This is a genomic window from Promicromonospora sp. NPDC050880 (genome assembly GCF_044456525.1).
GTDB lineage: Bacteria > Actinomycetota > Actinomycetes > Actinomycetales > Cellulomonadaceae > Promicromonospora.
This window is the reverse complement of the sequence record NZ_JBITFV010000010.1, coordinates 147,696-166,762: the sequence shown is the minus strand read 5'-3', so window position 1 is coordinate 166,762 and position 19,067 is coordinate 147,696. Positions and strand designations below refer to the sequence as shown.

Here is a 19,067-nt window from a genome sequence, read left to right as displayed (position 1 = left end):
GGCGGCCACTGTGCCACAGTTTCTAGAATCGTCCAACTTCGCATCAGATCGTCACAGCGTGTGAGAAGATCTGATCATGCTCGGATCCATCGCCGACGACTTCACCGGCGCCACCGACCTCGCCACGATGCTGCGCAGGTCCGGCCACCGCGTCAGTGTCGTCATCGAGAACGGCACGCTCAGCCCCGACCAGCTCCGCGCGGCCGACGCCGTCGTCGTCGCGCTCAAGACGCGCACGGCGCCGCGCGCCGAGGCGGTCGAGGCGTCGCTCGACGCGCTGGCGCGCCTGCGCTCCTGGGGGGCCACGCGCTTCTACGTGAAGTACTGCTCCACCTTCGACTCGACGGACGAGGGCAACATCGGCCCCGTCCTGGACGCGGTGTCGGACGCCGTCGGGGCCGGGCGCGCCGTCGTCGTACCCGCCCTGCCCGCCAACGGTCGCACCGTCTACCAGGGGCACCTGTTCGTGGGCCCGGACCTGCTGGAGAACTCCTCGATGCGGCACCACCCGCTCACGCCCATGACCCGCTCCCGGGTGGCGGACCTGCTGCGGCCCCAGACCGCCCACGACGTCGCGGAGGTGCCGCTGGCGACCGTGCACGAGGGCGCGGGCGCCGTGCGGGACTCCCTGGACGCCGCGGAGGCGCGCTACGTCGTCGTGGACGCCGTCTCGGACGACGACCTCGTCACGATCGGGGCCGCCACCGCCGACGACCGGCTCGTCTCCGGCGGCTCCGGCCTCGCCCTCGGCATCGCCGGCCCGGGTCTGCCCGACCAGCGGTGGTCCCCGCCCCGCACGGGCCGGGGCGTCGTCCTGTGCGGCAGCGTGTCGACGGCGACGCTCGGCCAGGTGGCCGACGCCGCCCGCACCCAGCCGGTGCGGACCGTCGACCTGACCGCGGCCGTGGCCGACGAGCAGGCCACCGCGGCGGACCTCGTCGACTGGGTCGAGCGGCAGGACGCGGCGTCGTACCCGGTGGTGTGCGCGGCGCGCGAGCGTGCCGACGTGCGGCCCGAGGTGGACGGCGTGGCGGTCGCGCCCGTGGTCGAGCGGGTGCTCGCCGAGGTGGCGCGGCGGCTGGTCGAGCGGGGCACGGTGACGGCGCTCGTCGTCGCGGGAGGTGAGAGCAGCGGTGCGGTAGTGCGCGCCCTGGGCGTGGACGCGCTGCGCATCGGGCCCGAGCTCGCGCCCGGCGTGTGCTGGGCCACGGGCAGCGCCGGCGACCGGACGGTCGCACTCGCCCTCAAGAGCGGCAACTTCGGCGGCGCCGACCTGTTCACCGCGGCGTGGGAGGTGCTGCGATGAGCCCCGCCGACGCGCTCGCGGACGCCGGCCGCCGCCTCGTCGCGGCGGGCCTGAGCCCGGGCAGCAGCGGCAACGTCAGCGTGCTGGACGGCGACCGCATCCTGATCAGCGGCACCGGCTCGTCGCTGGGCCGGCTGTCCGAGGCGGACCTGGCGCACGTCGGGCTCGACGGCACCCACCTGGGCGGCGCACGCGCCTCCAAGGAGACCCCGCTGCACGTCGCGTTCTACCGGCGCGACGCCGCGTTCCGGGCCGTGGTGCACCTGCACTCGCCGCACGCCGTCGCCCTGGCGTGCCTGGAGCCGTGGGCCGTGCACAACGCCGTCCCTCCGCTCACCCCGTACTTCGTGATGCGGGTGGGGCAGGCGCCCCTGCTCCCCTACCGCCACCCCGGCGACCCGGCCCTGGGCGACGACCTGCTGGCCGCCCCGTGGCCGCTGCGCGCCGCGCTGCTCGCCAGCCACGGTGCCGTGGTGGCGGGGGCCGACCTGGACGAGGCCGTCGACCGGGCCACCGAGCTGGAGGAGGCGTGCCGGATCGCCCTGCTCACCGCCGGGTCCCCGCGCCGCGAGCTCACGCCCGACCAGATCGCTGAGCTGGCGCGACGCTGGGACAGCCCCTGGACGCCGGAACCCTAGACTGACGCGCGGGAGGCGATGATGGCGAAGACGACGGGGTTGATCCCGGAGCAGCGCAGGCAGCAGATCCTGCGCCACCTGCGCACCGAGCAGGTGCTCAGCTACCGGCAGATCACCGAGCTGCTCGGCATCAGCCAGATGACCGCGCGGCGCGACGTGGCCGTGCTCGCCGAGCAGGGGCGCGTCCGGGCGACCCAGGGCGGCGCGACGCTGGCGACCCGGCTGCTCGACGAGCCCCGCCGGGCCGAGAAAGCAGTCACCGGGCTGCCCGAGAAGACCGCGATCGCCCGCGCGGCGGCCGAGCTGGTCACCGACTCGATGACCGTCTACCTCGATGCCGGCACCACCGTGCAGGCCATGCGCCCGTTCCTGGAGCAGCGCACGGGGCTGACCGTGGTCTCCAACGACCTCAGCACGGTGCTCGCGTTCCTCGACCACCCGAGCGTGGACCTGATCAGCGTGGGTGGGCGGGTCGACCCGGACAACCAGTCCACGATCGGCCGGCTCGCCGCCCTGACGCTCGCCGAGCTGTCGCTCGACGTCGCGTTCCTGTCCTCCAGCTCCTGGGACGCGCGCCACGGCGTCACGACCCCGGTCGAGGCGAAGATCGAGGCCAAGCGCGCGGCCATGGCCTCGGCGACGACGACGGTGCTGCTCGCCGACAGCGGCAAGTTCGGGCGCTACGCCAAGTACCGCGTGCTGTCCCTGGACGAGCTCGACACCGTGATCAGCGACCCGGGCCTGGAGGAGCCCGACGCCGCCCGGATCGAGGCCCTCGGCGTCGAGGTGCTCCGCGCGCCGCTCGCCTGACCCGGACGGACAGGTCAACGCGACGACCTGTCCGTCCGGCAGGTCACCCGGGCTGCAGGTAGCGGGCGTGGAGCTGCCCGCACGCCGCGTCGATGCCCGTGCCGAGCTGACGCCGCCGGGTCGCGTGCACGCCCCGGGCACGCAGCCCGTGCACGAAACCGTCGACGTGCCGGGTGGTCGGCGCGCGGTAGGACGGGTCCGCCCCTGCCGCCTCGTTGTACCGGATCACGCTCACGTGGAACAGCTCGGGCCGCGAGCGCTGCCGCACCAGCCCCGCCAGCGCCGCCAGGTCGGCCTCGCCGTCGTTGACGCCCGCGATCAGCAGGTAGGCGAGGTAGACCTTGCGCCGGCTGGTGGCGACGTGCCGGTCGAGGACGGCGAGGTTCTCGGCCAGCGGGTAGCGCCGTTCGAGCGGGATGAGGGCGGCCCGCTGCTCCGGGAACGGTGAGTGCACCGAGAGCGTGACCGTCACCTGGGGGTGCTCGGTCACCAGCCGCGCCAGGTTCGGCGCGAACCCGACCGTCGAGACCGTGACGCGACGGGCCGCCAGACCGGCGAACGCCGGGTCCGTGAGCAGGGTCAGCGCGTCGAACACGTGCGGGTTGGCCAGCGCCTCCCCCATGCCCATGAAGGCCACGCTCGCCGGCCGGGGCAGGCCGTCGCACGTCCACCGGGGGTGCATCACCTGAGCCGTGATCTCGTCGGCCGTGAGGTTGCGGACCAGCCCGACCGCGCCGGTGGCGCAGAACGTGCAGCCCAGCCCGCAGCCGGCCTGCGAGGACACGCACATCGAGTCCCAGCCGGTCCGGTAGTGCGACACCACCGTCTCGATGCGCGCGCCGGACTCCGCCGCGAACAGCACCTTCTCGACGTGCTCGTCGTGCTGCACCGCGATCTCGTCCAGGGGATGGAGCCGCGACCCGAACCGGTCGGCCAGGTCGGAGCGCAGGTCCGGCGGGAGGGCACGGATGTCCGCGAACGTCTCCGCCGTCGAGCCCCGCCAGGCGGCGACCACCTGCCGGAACCGGTAGTCCGGCACGCCGGTCGCGGACAGGTGCTCGCGCAGGCGCATCCACCGGCTCCGGACGGTGAGCGCGCTCATGTGTCACCGTCCGTCGCGGGCAGCACCTCGCGGCCCCGGTAGAGACCGCAGTACGGGCACGCGCGGTGCGGCGGTACGAGCTTCGCGCACCGGGGGTTGGCGCAGCGGGCGAGGACGGGCGGGCTCGTCTTCCAGTGGGCACGACGGTGCCGGGTACGCGAGCGGGAGGTGCGGTGCTGCATGGGAGTGCCTTTCGTGAACGGTTGCTGATCAGCGGGGAGCAACCGACCACGGGCGTGGCCCGGGAGGCACGGAGCGTCGTCGAGGCGCGGCGGGGCACGGGGACGTGCGCGAACCGCCGGGGAGCCGGAGAGGGTCGTCACGGGGAGACCACGACGCGGACCGTCGACCGTGCGCGGCAGGCGCAGGGACCAGACCGATGGTCGGTGCGTCGCGGGCGTGCCGGGGCCAGGGCCCACGGAAGGGGACTGCAGCGCCGGGACGGCGAGCACGCGTCCCAGGGAGTGCCGGCCACCGGCCGCCCGGTGGCTACAGTCTGTCGACCTCGATCATGATGACCGGGACCGTAGCAGCGCTGCCCGCACGCACCCCAGCCTTTTTCCGCGTGACAGACCGGCGAGCACACCTGTGAACGTCCGGCCGGGAATCTGCGGATCGCGTGATGGACGTGGGTCGGCGGGCGCGCGGCCGAGGTTCAGCGTCTACGGTCGTCTCGTCCACCCGGCCGGCGCTCGCCTGCCCCGACCAAGGAGCCCCCATGACGTTCGTCGACCTGGTGCTTCTCGCGGTGCTCTTCATCGCGTTGATGACCGGCCTCAGCCGGGGCCTCCTGGCCACGCTCGGCGGCCTGGCCGGCCTCGTCGTCGGGGGCGTCGCGGCCTTCTGGGCGGTCCCCGCCGTCAACGACGCGCTGCCGTCGGCGCAGTGGCGCGGGCCGGTGTCCATCGCCGTCGCCGTGCTGCTGCCGATGCTCGGCGCCTCCGTCGGCGCCGGGCTGGGCCGGGACCTGCGCCGGGGCGTGGACCGCACGGCGCTGCGCCCGCTCGAACGGCTGCTGGGCGGTGTGGCCAACGTAGGGGTCGTCGCCCTGGCCCTCTCGTTCGTCGGCCACGCCGTCGGCGCGACCGGCGTGCCCGGCGTCGCGCCCGCGGTGTCGTCGTCCGCCGTCCTGCGCACCATCGACGAGCTGACGCCGCCCGCCATCGGCCGGCCGCTGGCCGAGGCCCGCGCGTTCGTGCTCGACGACGGCCTGCCGCGGTTGAACATCCTGGCGGTGCCGCGGCAGGACGCCGAGGTGCCCGCCGTCGCGCTCGACGACCCGCGCCTGGAGGCGGCGGCACAGTCGGTCGCCCGGATCTCGGGCATCGCCTACGCGTGCGGGACGAGCTCGACCGGGTCGGGGTTCGTGGTGGCGGACGACCGGCTGGTGACGAACGCGCACGTCGTGGCCGGGGTGGACCGGCCGGTCGTGGAGCTGCCCGGCGGCGAGGTGCGGGAGGGCAGCGTGGTCTACTACGACCCGGTCGACGACCTCGCGGTGATCGCCGTCGACGGCCTGGCCGCGGACCCGCTCGCCGTGGCGCCCACCCTCTCGGTCGGCGACCGCGCCGTCGTGCAGGGCTATCCCTACGGCGGACCGTTCACCTCCGGCAGCGCCGGGGTGCTCGACGTCAGCACCACGGTCGTGCCGGACTCGTACGGCCGCGGCGGTGCGGAGCGCGAGGTCTACTCGCTGGCCGCCGTCGTGCGGCCCGGCAACTCGGGCGGACCGCTGCTGACCACGGACGGCGAGGTGGCGGGCGTCATCTTCGCGCGGGCCGAGACCAACCCGAACGTCGGCTACGCCATGACGACCGCCGAGCTGCGACCCGTGGCCGACCGCGCCGCCGGCCTGGACGACGCCGTGTCCACGGGGCAGTGCGCCGGGTAGCGTTGTCGCATGACGACGACCTCTCAGGACTCGCAGTACCTGCGGCTGCTGGGCGAGCAGGTGGGGCACGAGCTCGCGGCCCACCTCCAGTACGTGGCGATCGCGGTGTGGTTCGACAGCCACGACCTGCCGCAGCTCGCGGCGCACTTCTACCGGCAGGCGCTCGAGGAGCGCAACCACGCCATGATGATCGTCCAGTACCACTTGGACCGGTCCCTGCCCGTGCAGATCCCGGGCACCCCCGCGGTGCGCAACGACTTCGCGGACGTGGTGGAGCCGCTCCAGCTCGCCCTGGACCAGGAGCAGCAGGTCACGCGGCAGATCGAGGCGATCTTCCGGGCGGCCCGCGAGGAGGGAGACGCCCTGGGCGAGCAGTTCCTCCTGTGGTTCCTCGAGGAGCAGGTGGAGGAGGTCGCCGCGGCCACCACGCTGCTCACGGTCGCCCGGCGCGCCGGCGACAACCTGTTCGACCTGGAGAACTACGTGGCCCGCGAGACCATCGGTGATGCCGGTGAGTCCGCCTCCGCCCCGCGGGCCGCCGGCGGGACCCTCTGATCCCCCTCGCAGATATCACACGGCTGCTACACGATCCCTGTTGCCTGTGGAAATCTTGCCCCGCGACCTGAACGACCGCGCACGGAGAGGGGCGGGACCGGGGTGACGATCACGAGCAGCTCGTGGATCGGCGGCCCGCACCCGGACCCCGCACGCCTGGCCGCCGTCGCCGCCCTCCGCGCCGCGCTCTCGACCCTCGCCGACGGTCGGCGGGACGACCCGGCCGGCCCCGGGCCGGTCCGCACCCGGTCCGTACCGCCTCCCGCGTGCCGCACCACCCGTGCGGCGATGTACGACTACGTCAAGGGCAGCCTGGTACCGAGCCGCCAGCGCCGCGTCGAGGCACACCTGGACGGCTGCGGCCGGTGCACGCGCGCCTTCGCCGACGTGCGCGAGGAGTCCTGGGCGCTGCGCGGGCTGGGCCGGCGCCTCGCGGCGCACGACCACCAGGGCGGGCGGCACCGGCGCACGGCGCACGGCCGGTTCTGACCCGTCCGCTCACCGCTCGTTCGGGATCAGGCGCCACGCCACGACGGCGGCGAGGGCCGTGAGCACCGCGGCCACCACGCACGCCGTCTGGAGCGAGGCCACGAACGCCTCCCGGGCGGACTCCAGCACGTCCGTCCGGTCCCCCGCGAGCGCCACGGCGGAGGCGAGCGAGTCCGATGCCCCGGACGCGACGTCCGCGGGCAAGCCCGCCGGGAGCGTGACGCGCGCCTGGTACCCGAGCGTGACCAGCGAGCCGAGCACGGCCACGCCCAGGGCCACCCCGAGCTCGTAGGCCGTCTCCGAGATCGCGGACGCGCCCCCGGCCTTCGCGGGCGGCACGGCGCTGACCACGGCGTCCGTGGTCAGCGTCATCGCCAGGCCGACGCCCAGGCCCGCGGACACCAGGGCCAGCGCGAGCCACACGTAGTGGTCGGCGCCCTCGGCAGCCGCGATGGCGAGCATCCCCAGGGCCGTCACGGCCAGGCCCACGGCGATCGCGTTGCCCCGGCCGAAGCGCGCCACGGACCAGCCCACGATCGCCACCACCGCGATGGACGCGATCGTCGCGGGCAGCTCGGCCACGCCCGCCACCAGCGGCGAGAAACCTCGCACGAGCTGGAGGTACTGCGAGAAGAAGAACAGCATGCCGGTCAGCGCGAAGATCGCGATGAGGTTGGCCGCCACGGCACCGCTGAACGCCGGGACCCGGAACAGCCCGATGTCGAGCAGCGGCCCGCGGCCGTCCGCCACGAGCCGGGCCTGCCGCCGCACGAACCAGACGCCCGCGACCACCGCGACGCCCAGCGCCCCGGCGGCGAGCAGGTCCGCGCCGTCGGACGCCGCGTGCTTGATGGACCACACGAGCGGCATCACGGCGGCGAACGACAGCAGCACCGACAGGAGGTCCAGGCGGCCCGGGTCGGGATCCTTGGCCTCGGGCAGCAGCACCGCGCCGGCCACGACGAGCACCAGCACCACGGGCACGTTGACCAGGAAGACCGAACCCCACCAGAAGTGCTCGAGCAGCACCCCGCCGACCAGCGGGCCGACGGCGGCACCACCGCCCGCGGCGGCCGACCACACGGCGATGGCACGGCTGCGCTCGCGGGCGTCGGGGAACAGCGTGCGGATGAGGGAGAGGGTCGAGGGCATGATCGTGGCCCCCGCCACGCCGAGCAGCAGCCGGGCGACGATGAGGGTCTCCGCGTCGGGCGCGAAGGCGGCCAGCGCCGACGCCGCACCGAACGCCGTCGCGCCGATCAGCAGCAGGCGCTTGCGCCCGATCCGGTCGGCCAGCGTGCCCATGGCCACGAGCAGGCCGGCGATGGCCAGGGAGTAGATGTCCCCGATCCAGAGCACCTGCGTGGCGGTGGGTTCGAGGTCACGGGTCAGGGACGGGACGGCGAGGTAGAGCACGGTCCCGTCGATGGCGAGGAGGCCGACCGCGAGCACGAGGACGGCCAGCGCGGACCACCGGCGACGGGCGGAGAGGGCGGGAGGGGAGACGGTCACACGACAACTGTACCGTCCAGCCGGTACAGTTTGAAATCCCGGCCCCTATAGTTCGTGCCGAAGGTGAGGTGGTGCCCCCGTGGGCAGGACGGCAGGCAGGGACCCCGAGCAGACGCGTGCCGCGCTGCTGGACGCCGCGGCGGAGGTGGTCCGCGAGCGGGGCATCTCGGCGACCCTCGACGACGTCGCACGCCGCGCCGGCGTGTCCAAGGGCGGGCTGCTCTACCACTTCGCCAGCAAGCACGAGCTCCTCCTCGCGCTGGCCCGCGAGTGGCTCGAACGGTTCCGGGTGGCGGTCCTGGCCGCCGTCGACCCGGCGGACGACGCGCCCGGACGCCTGGTGCGCGCGTACGTGCGCGTCTCGGTCCACGAGGCCCTGGACGCGGCGGCAACGCGCGACGCGCTCGTGCTGCTCGCGCACCTGTCCAGCGTCGAGGCGATCACCGACCTGGCGCGCGCCGACGCGCTGCGCTGGCAGGAGGACCTCCGCGCGGACGGCCTGCCGCAGGACGTGCTGGCGCTCGTGCTGGCGGCCGCGGACGGCGTGAGCGCCCAGCCGGTGTGGGGCATGGAGCCGGCGCCGCAGGAGCTGGAGCGGCTCCGGGACCGGCTGGTCGCGCTGACCTACGCCGAGGGGTAGCCGGTCACCGTGCCGCCCAGCGGTCCGCCAGGGCCTCCGACCCGCGGGCGAGCAGCGCGACGTCGGCGCCGACCAGCACGAAGGACGCCCCGGCGTCCAGGTAGGCCTGCGCGAGCGCGGGGTCGAAGGCGTTGACGCCGACGGGTTTGCCCGCCGACCGCACGGCCTCGAACGCCCGGTGCACCGCGGCGACCACGTCCGGGTGCTCCTGCTGCCCCAGCAACCCCATCGAGGCTGCCAGGTCGGACGGTCCCACGAACACGCCGTCCACGCCGTCGACGGCGGCGATCTCCCCCGCGCTCTCGACGGCCGCGGCCGACTCGACCTGCACGAACAGCGACACGTACCGGTCGGCGTCGCGCATGTAGCCCTCGACGCGGTTCCAGCGCGCCCCGCGGGACAGGGCGCTGCCCACCCCGCGCACGCCGCGGGGCGGGTAGCGCACCGCCCGGACGACCTCGCGTGCCTGGTCGGCCGTGTCCACCATGGGCACCAGCACGTTCTGGGCGCCCAGGTCGAGGAGCTGCTTGAGCACCACGGCGTCGCCCGACGGGGCCCGCACCACCGGCGTGACCGGGTACGCGGCGACCGCCCGGAGCAGGGCCGTGGTGGTCTCGAGGCCGACCGGCGAGTGCTCGCCGTCGATCAGCAGCCAGTCCAGGCCGGCCCCCGCGCAGATCTCCGCCACGGCGGGGCTGCCCGAGCAGACCCACATGCCGGCCTGCGGCCGGTCGGCTGCGGCGATCCGGTCGCGAAAGGTGGGCGGGAGGGTCACACGAAGCGGCACGAGACGGTCCCCAGCTCTCGGTAGTCGGCCAGCACGGTGTCGCCGGGCTCCACCCACACCGGGCGGGTGAAGGAGCCGGCCAGCACGATCTCCCCCGCCTCCAGCACGTCGCCGTGCCGGGCGAGCTTGTTCGCGAGCCACGCGACGCCCGTGGCCGGGTGGCCCAGCACGGCGGCGGCCACGCCGGACTCCTCGACGGCCTCGTTGCGGTACAGGAGCGCGGACACCCAGCGCAGGTCCACCGCGCCGGGTTCCACCGGGCTGCCGCCGTGCACCATGCCGCCCATGGCGGCGTTGTCGCTGATCGTGTCGACGATGGTGCGCCCGGTCATCTCGATCCGCGACGACAGGATCTCCAGGGCGGGCACCACGTACTCGGTGGCGCGCAGCACGTCGAACACGGTGGCGTGCGGTCCGCTCAGGCGCTCGCGCAGCACGAAGGCGAGCTCCACCTCGATCCGCACGTTGGAGAACCGGCCGTGCTCGATGACCGACCCGTTGTCGTGCACCATGTCGGCGAAGATCGCGCCGTAGTCGGGTTCCGTGATGCCGGTCGCGGCCTGCATGACCTTGGAGGTGAGCCCGATCTTGCGGCCCACGGGACGCCGCCCGGCCTCGATGCCGCGGCGGCGCCAGGTGTTCTGCACGGCATAGGCGTCCTCGACCGTCATGCCCGGGTGGCGGGCGGTCAGGAGCGGCACCATCGTGCGCCCCGCCTCGGCCCCGGCCAGCTCGTCGGCGATCGTGGCCACCGCGTCGTCGTCCAGCGTGCGCTCCCCCGTCACAGCTGGTGCCCCAGCTTGTACTCGCCCTGCTTCCAGGACGGCAGCACGTCGTCCTCGAGGTGGGCGGCGGCGCGGGCCGCGTCCTCGGGGCGCGTGTAGGAGAACCCGTCGGCCCCGATGGTCACCGCCATCTCCGAGGTGTCCGTGCGGGCGACGACCGGCTGCGGGACGCCGTCGAGGTCCAGCACCGGCGACGCCTCGGTGTACCAGGACGGCACCACCGGGTTGCCCCACCAGTCGCGGCGCTGGTTGTCGTGCACGTCCCAGGTCACCACGGGGTTGTCGGGGTCGCCCGTCCAGTAGTCCTGCGTGTAGATCTCGACCCGGTGCCCGTCGGGGTCGCGCAGGTACAGGTAGAAGGCGTTGGACACACCGTGCCGGCCCGGCCCGCGCTCGATGCGGTCGCTCAGCCGCAGGGCGCCGAGCTTGTCGCAGATCGCGATGATGTTGTGCTTCTCGTGGGTGGCGAACGCGACATGGTGCATCCGGGGGCCGTCACCACCGGTCATCGCGGTGTCGTGCACGGTGGGCTTGCGCCGCATCCATGCGGCGTAGGTGGTGCCCTCGCCGTCCTGGATGTCCTCGGTGACGCGGAAGCCGAGGTCCTCCATGTGCCGCACGGCCCGCGGCACGTCCGGGGTCACCTGGTTGAAGTGGTCCAGCCGCACCAGGGCGCCGGGGGTGTGCAGGTCGTACCGCCACGCCAGTCGCTCGACGTGCTCGACCTCGTGGAAGAACTCCTGCGGGAAGCCCAGCGGGTCCGTCACGCGGACCGAGTCGCCGACGCCGCGCACGAAGCCGTGCGCACGCCGCTCCACGCGGCAGCCGAGCTCGGTGTAGAACCCGACCGCCCGGTCGAGGTCCTCCGGCGTGCGCACCCGGTAGGAGAAGGCGGCCACGGCCGCCGTCGGCCCCTGGCGCAGCACCAGGTTGTGGTGGATGAACTCCTCCAGCGTGCGCAGGTAGACCGCGTGCTCGTCCTCCTCGGTGACCACCAGGCCCAGCACGTCCACGTAGAAGTCCCGGGAGGCGGCCAGGTCGGTGACGACCAGCTCCATGGACGCGCACCGCACGATGTCGGGCGGCGGCGCCTGGGGCGTGGGGATCGTGGTGTCGGTCATGCGTCAGGCTCCCTTGCCGAACGTGGGGTTGTGGACCTTGCCGAGCGTGACGTGCACCGCCTGCTGGTCCGTGTAGAAGTCGATCGAGCGGTACCCGCCCTCGTGGCCCAGGCCGGAGGCCTTGACGCCGCCGAACGGCGTGCGCAGGTCGCGCACGTTGTTCGAGTTGAGCCAGACCATGCCCGCCTCGATCGCCTGGGAGAAGGTGTGCGCGCGCCTGAGGTCGTTGGTCCACACGTAGGCGGCCAGCCCGTACTTCACACCGTTGGCCAGGGCGAGCGCCTCCTCCTCGGTGTCGAACGGCGTGATCGCCACGACGGGACCGAAGATCTCCTCCTGGAAGATCCGGGCCGACGGCGGCACGTCCGCGAACACGGTGGGCGCCACGAAGTTGCCGGTCTCGAAGCCATCCGGCCGGCCCCCGCCGGCCACCAGGCGCCCCTCAGCCTTGCCGATCTCCACGTAGCTCATGACCTTCGCGAAGTGCTCGGGGTGCACCAGCGCACCGACCTCGGTGGCCGGGTCGTGCGGGTGGCCCACGCGCACCCGCGCGGCCTGGGCCGCGTACCGCTCGACGAACTCGTCGTACACGGCCCGCTCCACGAGGATGCGGCTGCCCGCGGTGCAGCGCTCGCCGTTGAGCGAGAACACGCCGAAGATCGTCGCGTCCACGGCGGCGTCCAGGTCGGCGTCGGCGAAGACGACGGCGGGCGACTTGCCGCCCAGCTCCATCGACAGCCCCTTGAGGTGCGGGGCGGCGTTGGCGAAGATGACCTGCCCCGTGCTGCTCTCCCCCGTGAACGAGATCAGCGGCACGCCGGGATGCTTCACCAGCGCGTCCCCCGCCTCCTCGCCCAGGCCGTTGACGAGGTTGAAGACACCCCGCGGCAGCCCGGCCTCCTCGAAGATGCCGGCCCACAGCGAGGCCGACAGCGGCGTGAACTCGGCCGGCTTGAGCACCACGGTGTTGCCCGTGGCCAGTGCCGGGGCCAGCTTCCAGGACTCCAGCATGAACGGGGTGTTCCAGGGCGTGATGAGGCCTGCGACGCCGATGGGCTTGCGGTTGACGTAGTTGAGCTGGCGGCCCGGCACCTTGAACGTGTCGTCGGACTGCGCCACCACCAGGTCGGCGAAGAACCGGAAGTTCTCCGCGGCCCGTCGCGCCTGGCCCAGGGCCTGGGTGATGGGCAGGCCCGAGTCGAAGCTCTCCAGCTCCGCCAGCCGCGCGTCGCGGGACTCGACGATGTCGGCGATCCGGTGCAGCACCCGCGACCGCTCGCGCGGCAGCATGCGGGGCCACGGCCCGTCCGTGAACGCGACGCGCGCGGCGTCCACCGCGCGCCCGACGTCCGCGGCCCGGCCGGCGGCGGCCCGCGCGTAGACCTCGTTGCTCACCGGGTCGAGCACGTCGAACGTGCTGCCGTCGACCGAGTCGACGGACACACCGCCGATGTAGTGGCGGATGCGGTCGGGCAGGTCGGCGGGGCGGGCGGGCTGGTCGGTCACGGTGCCTCCGGGGGTCGGGACGTGCGGTGCGCGGCGCCGTCGCCGCGCGAGTCGAGGAAGGCCTGCATGGTGGCCCAGCGGTGGTCGCGCGCCGCGATCTCGATCTCCAGCGGGTCGGCCCCGCGGGCGATCAGGTCGAGGATGTGGTCGTGCTCGGCCACGGAGTCGTGGGCCCGGCCGGGGACGAACGCGAACGTCGAGTCGCGCAGGCCGGAGAGCTGGGCCCAGCCGCGGTGCACCATGTCGAGCAGCAGCCCGTTGGGGCACGACTCGAACAGCACCGAGTGGAACCGCTGGTTCAGCGCCGTGAAGGCGTGCGGGTCGAAGTGGTCCAGCAGCGCCCGGAGCTGGTCGTTCACGCCGCGGGCCCGCGCGAGGTCGGCCGCGGAGACGCCGGGCGCCGAGAGCCCGGTCGCCGCGCCCTCCACCACCCCGAGCGCCTGCATGGCGTCGACGTAGCCGTGCTCGTCGATCATCGCCACGCGCGCGCCGACGTTGCGCTCGTAGGTCACCAGCCCCTCGGCCTCCAGCCGCCGGATCGCCTCGCGGACCGGCACCACGCTCATGCCGAGCTCGTCGGCGATGCCCTGCAGCACGAGCCGGTAGCCCGGGCTCAGCTCGCGCCGCGCGATGCGCTCCCGCAGGAATCCGTAGGCGACCTGGGACTTGCTGACGGCCGCGAACGCGTCCTCGACGGCCGACACGCCGCTCACGTCGCCTCCCGCGACGCCTCGTAGCGCGCCCGCCACCGCTCGTCGGGCGGGAACAGCCCCTCGACCGGGTGCCCGTCGGCGACCTGCCGCGCCACCCACGCGTCCTGCTCCTCCTGCGCGAGGGCCGCCTCGGCCACCTCCCGCACCAGGTGCGGCGGGATCACCACGACGCCGTCCGCGTCACCCACCACGACGTCGCCCGGCAGCACGGTGGTGCCCCCGCAGGCGACGGCGACGTCCGTGTCCCACGGCACGTGCCGGCGGCCGAGCACCGCGGGGTGGGCGCCCTTGCTGAAGACCGGCAGGCCCGTGGCGACCACGGCCTCGGCGTCCCGCACGCCGCCGTCGGTCACCACGCCGGCGGCCCCGCGGACCCTGGCCCGCAGCGCCAGGATGTCGCCGAGCGTGGCCGACCCGGTCTCGCCCCGGGCCTCGATCACGAGCACCTCGCCCTCGCCGACCGTGTCGAAGGCGCGCTTCTGCGCGTTGTGCCCGCCACCGTGGGCGGCGAAGAGGTCCTCACGGTTCGGCACGAGACGCAGGGTCCGGGCGCGCCCCACGAGCGTGGCACCCGGCGCGAGGGGCCGCACGCCCTGCACCACGACGTTGTCCAGCCCCCGGCGGCGGAGCTGGGCGGACAGCCCGGCCACCGGCGTCCGCCGCAGCACGTCCCGCAGCTCGTCGGTCAGCACGAACGGCTCCGGCTCGGGCGCCAGCCCCGCGGCCTCGCGGCTCCCCCACGCCTCGGCCCGCTGCGTGTCGTCGACGCGCGGCCCGGCGCCCACGTCGCCGAACGGCACCCCGCCCTGCACCACCGTGGTCACCAGCCGGCCCGACGACGGCGCACCGGGTGCCGAGGGGGCGTCCACCTCGACCTCGACCACGTCGCCGGGCGCCACCACGCTCGACCCGGCGGGCGTGCCCGTGAGGATCACGTCGCCCCGCTCCAGCGTGAGGTGCTGGGAGAGGTCGGCCACGATCTGCGCGAACGGGAACAGGAGCGCGTCCGGGCCCGTGGTGTCCTGCTGCACGAGCGCACCGTTCACCCAGGTGCGCAGCCGCAGCCCGGCCGGGTCCACCGTCCGCGCGTCCACGAGCGCCGGGCCGATCGGCGTGTAGCCGTCGCGGCCCTTGGAGCGCACGTTCGACCCCTTGTCGGCCCAGCGCAGGTCGTACACGCCGAGGTCGTTCGCCGCGGTCACGGCGGCGATGTGGTCCCACGCGTCCTCGACCGCGACGTGCCGCGCGGGCTCGCCGACGACCAGCGCGACCTCCCCTTCGAACGCCAGCAGCTCCGTGCCCGCCGGCCGCTCGACCGTCCCGCCCGATGCCGCCAGCGAGCTGGTGGGCTTGAGGAAGTACGACGGCGCCTCGGGCCGCCGCCCGCGCTGCTCGGCGCGCGAGGCGTACGCCACGTGGACCGCGACGACCTTGCCCGGCCGCTGTGCCAGCGGACCGATCCCGCCGGTCCCGTGCGCTTCGGTACCCATGAGCTCCCTTGCTCCGACTCGTCGGCTGACACCTCTGGTGCTTCGTATCACAGATCGTATATGGTCGATCAGGACCCGGCAACGGCACCGGGTCACCATGCGCCCGCCGACGACGGCGGGCCCGGATGACGAGGGAGTCATGCGATGAGCCCCACCCCGGACCGGTCCGAGCCCGCCGACGGCACCGCCTCCCCCCGCGAGCGCCGCCGCGTCGTCCTGGCGACGATCGTCGGCACGACCGTCGAGTGGTACGACTTCTTCGTCTACGCCTCGGCGGCGGGCCTGGTCTTCGGGCAGCTCTTCTTCGAGCCCGCGGGCTCGGGCCTGGGCACGTTGCTCGCGTTCGGCTCCGTGGGCGTCAGCTTCCTGTTCCGCCCGCTCGGCGCGTTCGTCGCGGGCCACCTCGGCGACCGGTACGGGCGACGCGTGGTGCTGGTGCTCACGCTGGTGCTCATGGGCACGGCCACCGCGTTGATCGGCCTGCTGCCCACGTACGCGCAGATCGGTGTCGCCGCACCGGTGCTGCTGGTGACGCTGCGCATCCTGCAGGGCATCTCGGCGGGCGGCGAGTGGGGCGGGGCGGTGCTCATGTCGTGCGAGCACGCGCCGGTGCGCCGCCGGGGTCTGTTCGGTGCGGCGCCGCAGATCGGCGTGCCGCTGGGTCTGCTGCTCGCGTCGGGGGTGCTGGGCGTCATGACGGCCGTGGCGCCGGGCGACGCGTTCCTCGCGTGGGGCTGGCGCGTCCCGTTCCTGCTGAGCGTGGTGCTCATCGGCATCGGGTACTGGGTGCGGCGCAGCGTCGAGGAGAGCCCGGTCTTCGTCGAGATCGCCCAGCGGGCCGAGACGACCCGCCAGCCGCTCCTGCGACTGTTCCGCCGGCACACGCCGCTGGTGATCGTGGCGGCGCTCGTGTTCGCGGGGAACAACGCCGTGGGCTACATGACCACCGGCGGCTACATCCAGCGCTACGCGTCCGACCCGGCGGGGCCGGTCGGGATGGACCAGGGGCCGGTGCTGTGGGCGGTGACGGCGTCGGCCGTCGTCTGGCTGGTCGCGACGTGGGGCGCGGGCGCCCTGTCCGACCGGATCGGCCGCCGCACCACCTACGCGATCGGCTTCGTGGTACAGCTCGCGGGCGTGCTGACCCTGTTCCCGCTGGTGCACGGCGGGACGTTCGGCTCGGTGCTGCTCGCGCTGTCCTTCCTGTCGGTGGGCCTGGGGCTCACCTACGGCCCGCAGGCCGCGCTGTACGCCGAGCTCTTCCCGGCGTCCATCCGGTTCTCGGGCGTCTCGATCTCGTACGCGATCGGGTCGATCCTGGGCGGGGCGTTCGCACCCACCATCGCGACGGCGCTCGTGCAGGCGACAGGCAGCGCCGCCTCGGTGACCCTGTACCTGGCGGGCATGACGGTGCTGGGGCTGGCGGCGACGCTGCTGCTGCGCGACCGGACCGGCATCCCGCTCGGCCCGGACCACGAGGAGCTCCAGGCCGCCAGCCCGGTGCACGGCCTGGCCCGCGCCTGAGCCTCGCCCCCGCCCACCCCCGGCAGGACCCAGCAGAACGGACCCACGATGCAGTTCCACCACCACGGCTACGTCACCGGCGACCCGTACGTGCGCCCGGCCGCCGGGTACGGCGTCGACCGGCCTGCCGGGCTGCCGGACGAGGTCGACGTGCTCGTCGTGGGCAGCGGCCCGGCGGGCATGATCGCCGCCGCACAGCTCGCGCAGTTCCCGGACATCCGCACGCACGTGGTCGAGCGCCGCGCCGGGCGCCTGGAGATGGGCCAGGCCGACGGCATCCAGGCCCGCAGCGTCGAGACCTTCCAGGCGTTCGGGTTCGCGGAGCGGATCACGGCGGAGGCGTACCGGATCACCGAGATGGCGTTCTGGAAGCCCGACCCGGACCGTCCGGAGCACATCGTGCGGGGCGCCGTCCCGCCCGACGACCCGGGCGGGATCAGCGAGTTCCCGCACCTGATCGTCAACCAGGCGCGGGTGCTCGACTACTTCGCCGAGGTAGCGGCGAACGCCCCCGCCCGCGTGCGCCCCGACTACGGCCTGGAGCTCGTGCGGCTCACCGTCGCGGACGACCCCGGACCGGGCGCCTACCCGGTCACCGTGACCCTCCGCCACACGGCCGGCCCCCAGGAGGGCACCGAGCGCACGGTGCGCGCCCGCTACGTCATCGGGGCCGACGGCGCCCACTCCGCCGTCCGGCAGGCCATCGGCCGCAGGGCCGTGGGCGACAAGGCCAACCACGCCTGGGGCGTGATGGACGTGCTCGCGGTCACCGACTTCCCGGACGTGCGCACCAAGTGCGCCATCCAGTCGCACGACGGCGGGTCCATCCTGCTCATCCCCCGCGAGGGCGGCTTCCTCGCGCGCTGGTACGTCGACCTCGGCGAGGTGCCGGCCGACGACGCCGGACAGGTCCGGGCCACGACGGTCGAGGAGATCATCGCCCGCGCCAACCGGATCATCCACCCCTACACGCTCGACGTGAAGGACGTGCCCTGGCACAGCGTCTACGAGGTGGGCCACCGAGTGACCGACGGGTTCGACGACGTCCCCACCGACCTCGCCGGCGCCCGCACGCCCCGGGTCTTCCTGGCCGGCGACGCGTGCCACACGCACAGCGCCAAGGCCGGCCAGGGCATGAACGTCTCGATGCAGGACGGCTGGAACATCGCCTGGAAGCTGGCGCACGTGCTCACGGGGCGGGCGCCCGAGTCACTGCTGGCGACCTACTCGGCCGAACGGCACGTCGTGGCCCAGGACCTCATCGACTTCGACCGGGAGTGGTCGCGGCTCATGGCCACGCCGCCCGAGGACCTGCCCGACCCCACCTATCTCGAGGACTTCTACGTCAAGACCGCGGAGTTCCCCTGCGGGTTCATGACGCAGTACCAGCCGTCGATGATCGTGTCCGGCACCGAGCACCAGCACCTGGCGACCGGGTTCCCCGTGGGCAAGCGGTTCAAGTCGGCGCCGGTCGAGCGCGTGGCCGACGGCAACCCGGCACACCTGGGCCACCACGCCCGCGCCGACGGGAGGTGGCGCGTCTACGCGTTCGCCGACGCCGCCGCGCCCGGCGAGCCGTCGGCGCTGGGCGACTGGGCGCAGTGGCTCGGCACCGCGCCGGACTCCCCGCTGCTGCGGCACACCCCGGCGGACGGCGATCCCGACGCCGTGCTCGACGTCAAGGTCGTCTACCAGCAGGAGCACGGCACGATCGAGCACACCGCCGTCCCCGAGGCGTTCCGGCCGCGGGTCGGCCCCTTCGGCCTGGTCGACTACGAGAAGGTGTACGCCGCCGACCCGGCCCAGGACATCTTCGAGCTGCGCGGCATCGACCGCGGCGGCGCCGTCGTCGTCGTCCGCCCCGACCAGTACGTGGCCGCCGTGCTCCCGTTGACCGCCCGGGACGAGCTGGCCGCCTTCCTCGCGGGCGCCCTCCTGCCCGCCTGACCCTGCCCGCCTGACCCTGCCGGCCTGACCCTGCCCGCCTGACCCTGCCCGCCCGGACCCGCACGCCCGGAGCCGCACAAAGGGCCGCGGCCCGGGCGTGTCGCCCGGGCGTGTCGGCCTCCGGGAAAGGTGGTGCGCCGGGGGTGGGTTGCGCTGCGTAGACATTGTCTACACCACGCAACCCACCCCCGCGGGGCACCTTCTCCCGAGCCGCCCGGACCGCCCTCTCGACGGCCCGGCCCGTGGTTATA

General features: G+C 74.1%; 18 protein-coding genes. 9 read left to right on the top strand and 9 right to left on the bottom strand.

The features are described from left to right. Positions 1-76 precede the first annotated feature (76 nt). Genes otnK through ACIBBF_RS17160 form a run of 3 tightly spaced genes read left to right on the top strand, consistent with a single transcriptional unit; the run spans position 77 to position 2,754 of the window. Entirely contained in the window at positions 77-1,306 is a 1,230-nt protein-coding gene (gene otnK, locus ACIBBF_RS17170; protein ID WP_397415534.1) for a 3-oxo-tetronate kinase, read from the top strand. Next, a complete protein-coding gene (locus ACIBBF_RS17165; RefSeq protein ID WP_397415532.1) occupies positions 1,303-1,944 on the top strand; it encodes a class II aldolase/adducin family protein in 642 nt (213 codons plus the stop codon). Before otnK ends, ACIBBF_RS17165 begins: the two co-directional genes overlap by 4 nt. A gap of 21 nt (positions 1,945-1,965) precedes the next feature. Continuing rightward, on the top strand, positions 1,966-2,754 hold the full coding sequence (locus tag ACIBBF_RS17160; protein WP_397415530.1) for a DeoR/GlpR family DNA-binding transcription regulator: 789 nt from the start codon (positions 1,966-1,968) through the stop codon (positions 2,752-2,754). 43 nt (positions 2,755-2,797) lie between these two features. Here ACIBBF_RS17160 and ACIBBF_RS17155 read toward each other — a convergent pair whose 3' ends face one another. Then, complete coding sequence (locus ACIBBF_RS17155; RefSeq protein WP_397415528.1) at positions 2,798-3,856, bottom strand: radical SAM protein; 1,059 nt, start codon at positions 3,854-3,856, stop codon at positions 2,798-2,800. Continuing rightward, entirely contained in the window at positions 3,853-4,038 is a 186-nt protein-coding gene (gene rpmF / locus ACIBBF_RS17150; RefSeq protein ID WP_397415526.1) for a 50S ribosomal protein L32, read from the bottom strand. Before rpmF ends, ACIBBF_RS17155 begins: the two co-directional genes overlap by 4 nt. A 536-nt stretch (positions 4,039-4,574) precedes the next feature. Between rpmF and ACIBBF_RS17145 the strand changes: the two genes are divergently transcribed. The 3 genes from ACIBBF_RS17145 to ACIBBF_RS17135 all read left to right on the top strand — a co-directional run bounded on the left by ACIBBF_RS17145 (position 4,575) and on the right by ACIBBF_RS17135 (position 6,791). Next, positions 4,575-5,747: a MarP family serine protease gene (locus ACIBBF_RS17145; RefSeq protein WP_397415524.1), complete on the top strand. Its 1,173-nt coding sequence runs from the start codon at positions 4,575-4,577 to the stop codon at positions 5,745-5,747. A 9-nt stretch (positions 5,748-5,756) separates the two neighbouring features. Further along, the gene (locus ACIBBF_RS17140) at positions 5,757-6,302 is read left to right on the top strand and encodes a ferritin (protein WP_397415522.1); all 546 of its coding nucleotides are present in this window, start codon (positions 5,757-5,759) and stop codon (positions 6,300-6,302) included. A 102-nt stretch (positions 6,303-6,404) separates the two neighbouring features. After that, on the top strand, positions 6,405-6,791 hold the full coding sequence (locus ACIBBF_RS17135) for a zf-HC2 domain-containing protein (protein ID WP_397415520.1): 387 nt from the start codon (positions 6,405-6,407) through the stop codon (positions 6,789-6,791). Positions 6,792-6,800: 9 nt separating this feature from the next. On the opposite strand, the gene ACIBBF_RS17130 is transcribed toward ACIBBF_RS17135, so the two are convergent. Next, entirely contained in the window at positions 6,801-8,303 is a 1,503-nt protein-coding gene (locus tag ACIBBF_RS17130) for an MFS transporter (RefSeq protein ID WP_397415518.1), read from the bottom strand. A gap of 79 nt (positions 8,304-8,382) precedes the next feature. On the opposite strand from ACIBBF_RS17130, the gene ACIBBF_RS17125 reads away from it, so the two are divergent. After that, positions 8,383-8,943 carry a TetR/AcrR family transcriptional regulator gene (locus ACIBBF_RS17125; protein ID WP_397415516.1) on the top strand — a complete coding sequence of 187 codons (561 nt, stop codon included), beginning with the start codon at positions 8,383-8,385 and terminating at the stop codon, positions 8,941-8,943. A 4-nt stretch (positions 8,944-8,947) separates the two neighbouring features. Here the strand turns inward: ACIBBF_RS17125 and ACIBBF_RS17120 are convergent, their stop codons facing one another. From ACIBBF_RS17120 to ACIBBF_RS17095, 6 genes are all read right to left on the bottom strand, one after another. Further along, the gene (locus ACIBBF_RS17120; RefSeq protein WP_397415514.1) at positions 8,948-9,730 is read right to left on the bottom strand and encodes an HpcH/HpaI aldolase/citrate lyase family protein; all 783 of its coding nucleotides are present in this window, start codon (positions 9,728-9,730) and stop codon (positions 8,948-8,950) included. Further along, positions 9,715-10,434 (bottom strand): fumarylacetoacetate hydrolase family protein, encoded by a 720-nt coding sequence (locus ACIBBF_RS17115; protein WP_397415606.1) that lies wholly within the window; start codon positions 10,432-10,434, stop codon positions 9,715-9,717. Before ACIBBF_RS17115 ends, ACIBBF_RS17120 begins: the two co-directional genes overlap by 16 nt. 77 nt (positions 10,435-10,511) lie before the next feature. Beyond that, complete coding sequence (gene hpaD / locus ACIBBF_RS17110) at positions 10,512-11,636, bottom strand: 3,4-dihydroxyphenylacetate 2,3-dioxygenase (protein WP_397415512.1); 1,125 nt, start codon at positions 11,634-11,636, stop codon at positions 10,512-10,514. Between the two features lie 3 nt (positions 11,637-11,639). Beyond that, positions 11,640-13,142: a 5-carboxymethyl-2-hydroxymuconate semialdehyde dehydrogenase gene (gene hpaE / locus ACIBBF_RS17105; RefSeq protein ID WP_397415509.1), complete on the bottom strand. Its 1,503-nt coding sequence runs from the start codon at positions 13,140-13,142 to the stop codon at positions 11,640-11,642. Then, positions 13,139-13,846 (bottom strand): GntR family transcriptional regulator, encoded by a 708-nt coding sequence (locus ACIBBF_RS17100; protein WP_397415604.1) that lies wholly within the window; start codon positions 13,844-13,846, stop codon positions 13,139-13,141. Before ACIBBF_RS17100 ends, hpaE begins: the two co-directional genes overlap by 4 nt. 5 nt (positions 13,847-13,851) lie before the next feature. Further along, positions 13,852-15,345, bottom strand: a complete 1,494-nt coding sequence (locus ACIBBF_RS17095) for a fumarylacetoacetate hydrolase family protein (RefSeq protein WP_397415507.1) — start codon at positions 15,343-15,345, stop codon at positions 13,852-13,854. Positions 15,346-15,489: 144 nt separating this feature from the next. On the opposite strand from ACIBBF_RS17095, the gene ACIBBF_RS17090 reads away from it, so the two are divergent. Then, entirely contained in the window at positions 15,490-16,869 is a 1,380-nt protein-coding gene (locus ACIBBF_RS17090) for an MFS transporter (protein ID WP_397415505.1), read from the top strand. Between the two features lie 48 nt (positions 16,870-16,917). Continuing rightward, positions 16,918-18,816, top strand: a complete 1,899-nt coding sequence (locus tag ACIBBF_RS17085; RefSeq protein ID WP_397415503.1) for an FAD-binding monooxygenase — start codon at positions 16,918-16,920, stop codon at positions 18,814-18,816. Positions 18,817-19,067 lie beyond the last annotated feature (251 nt).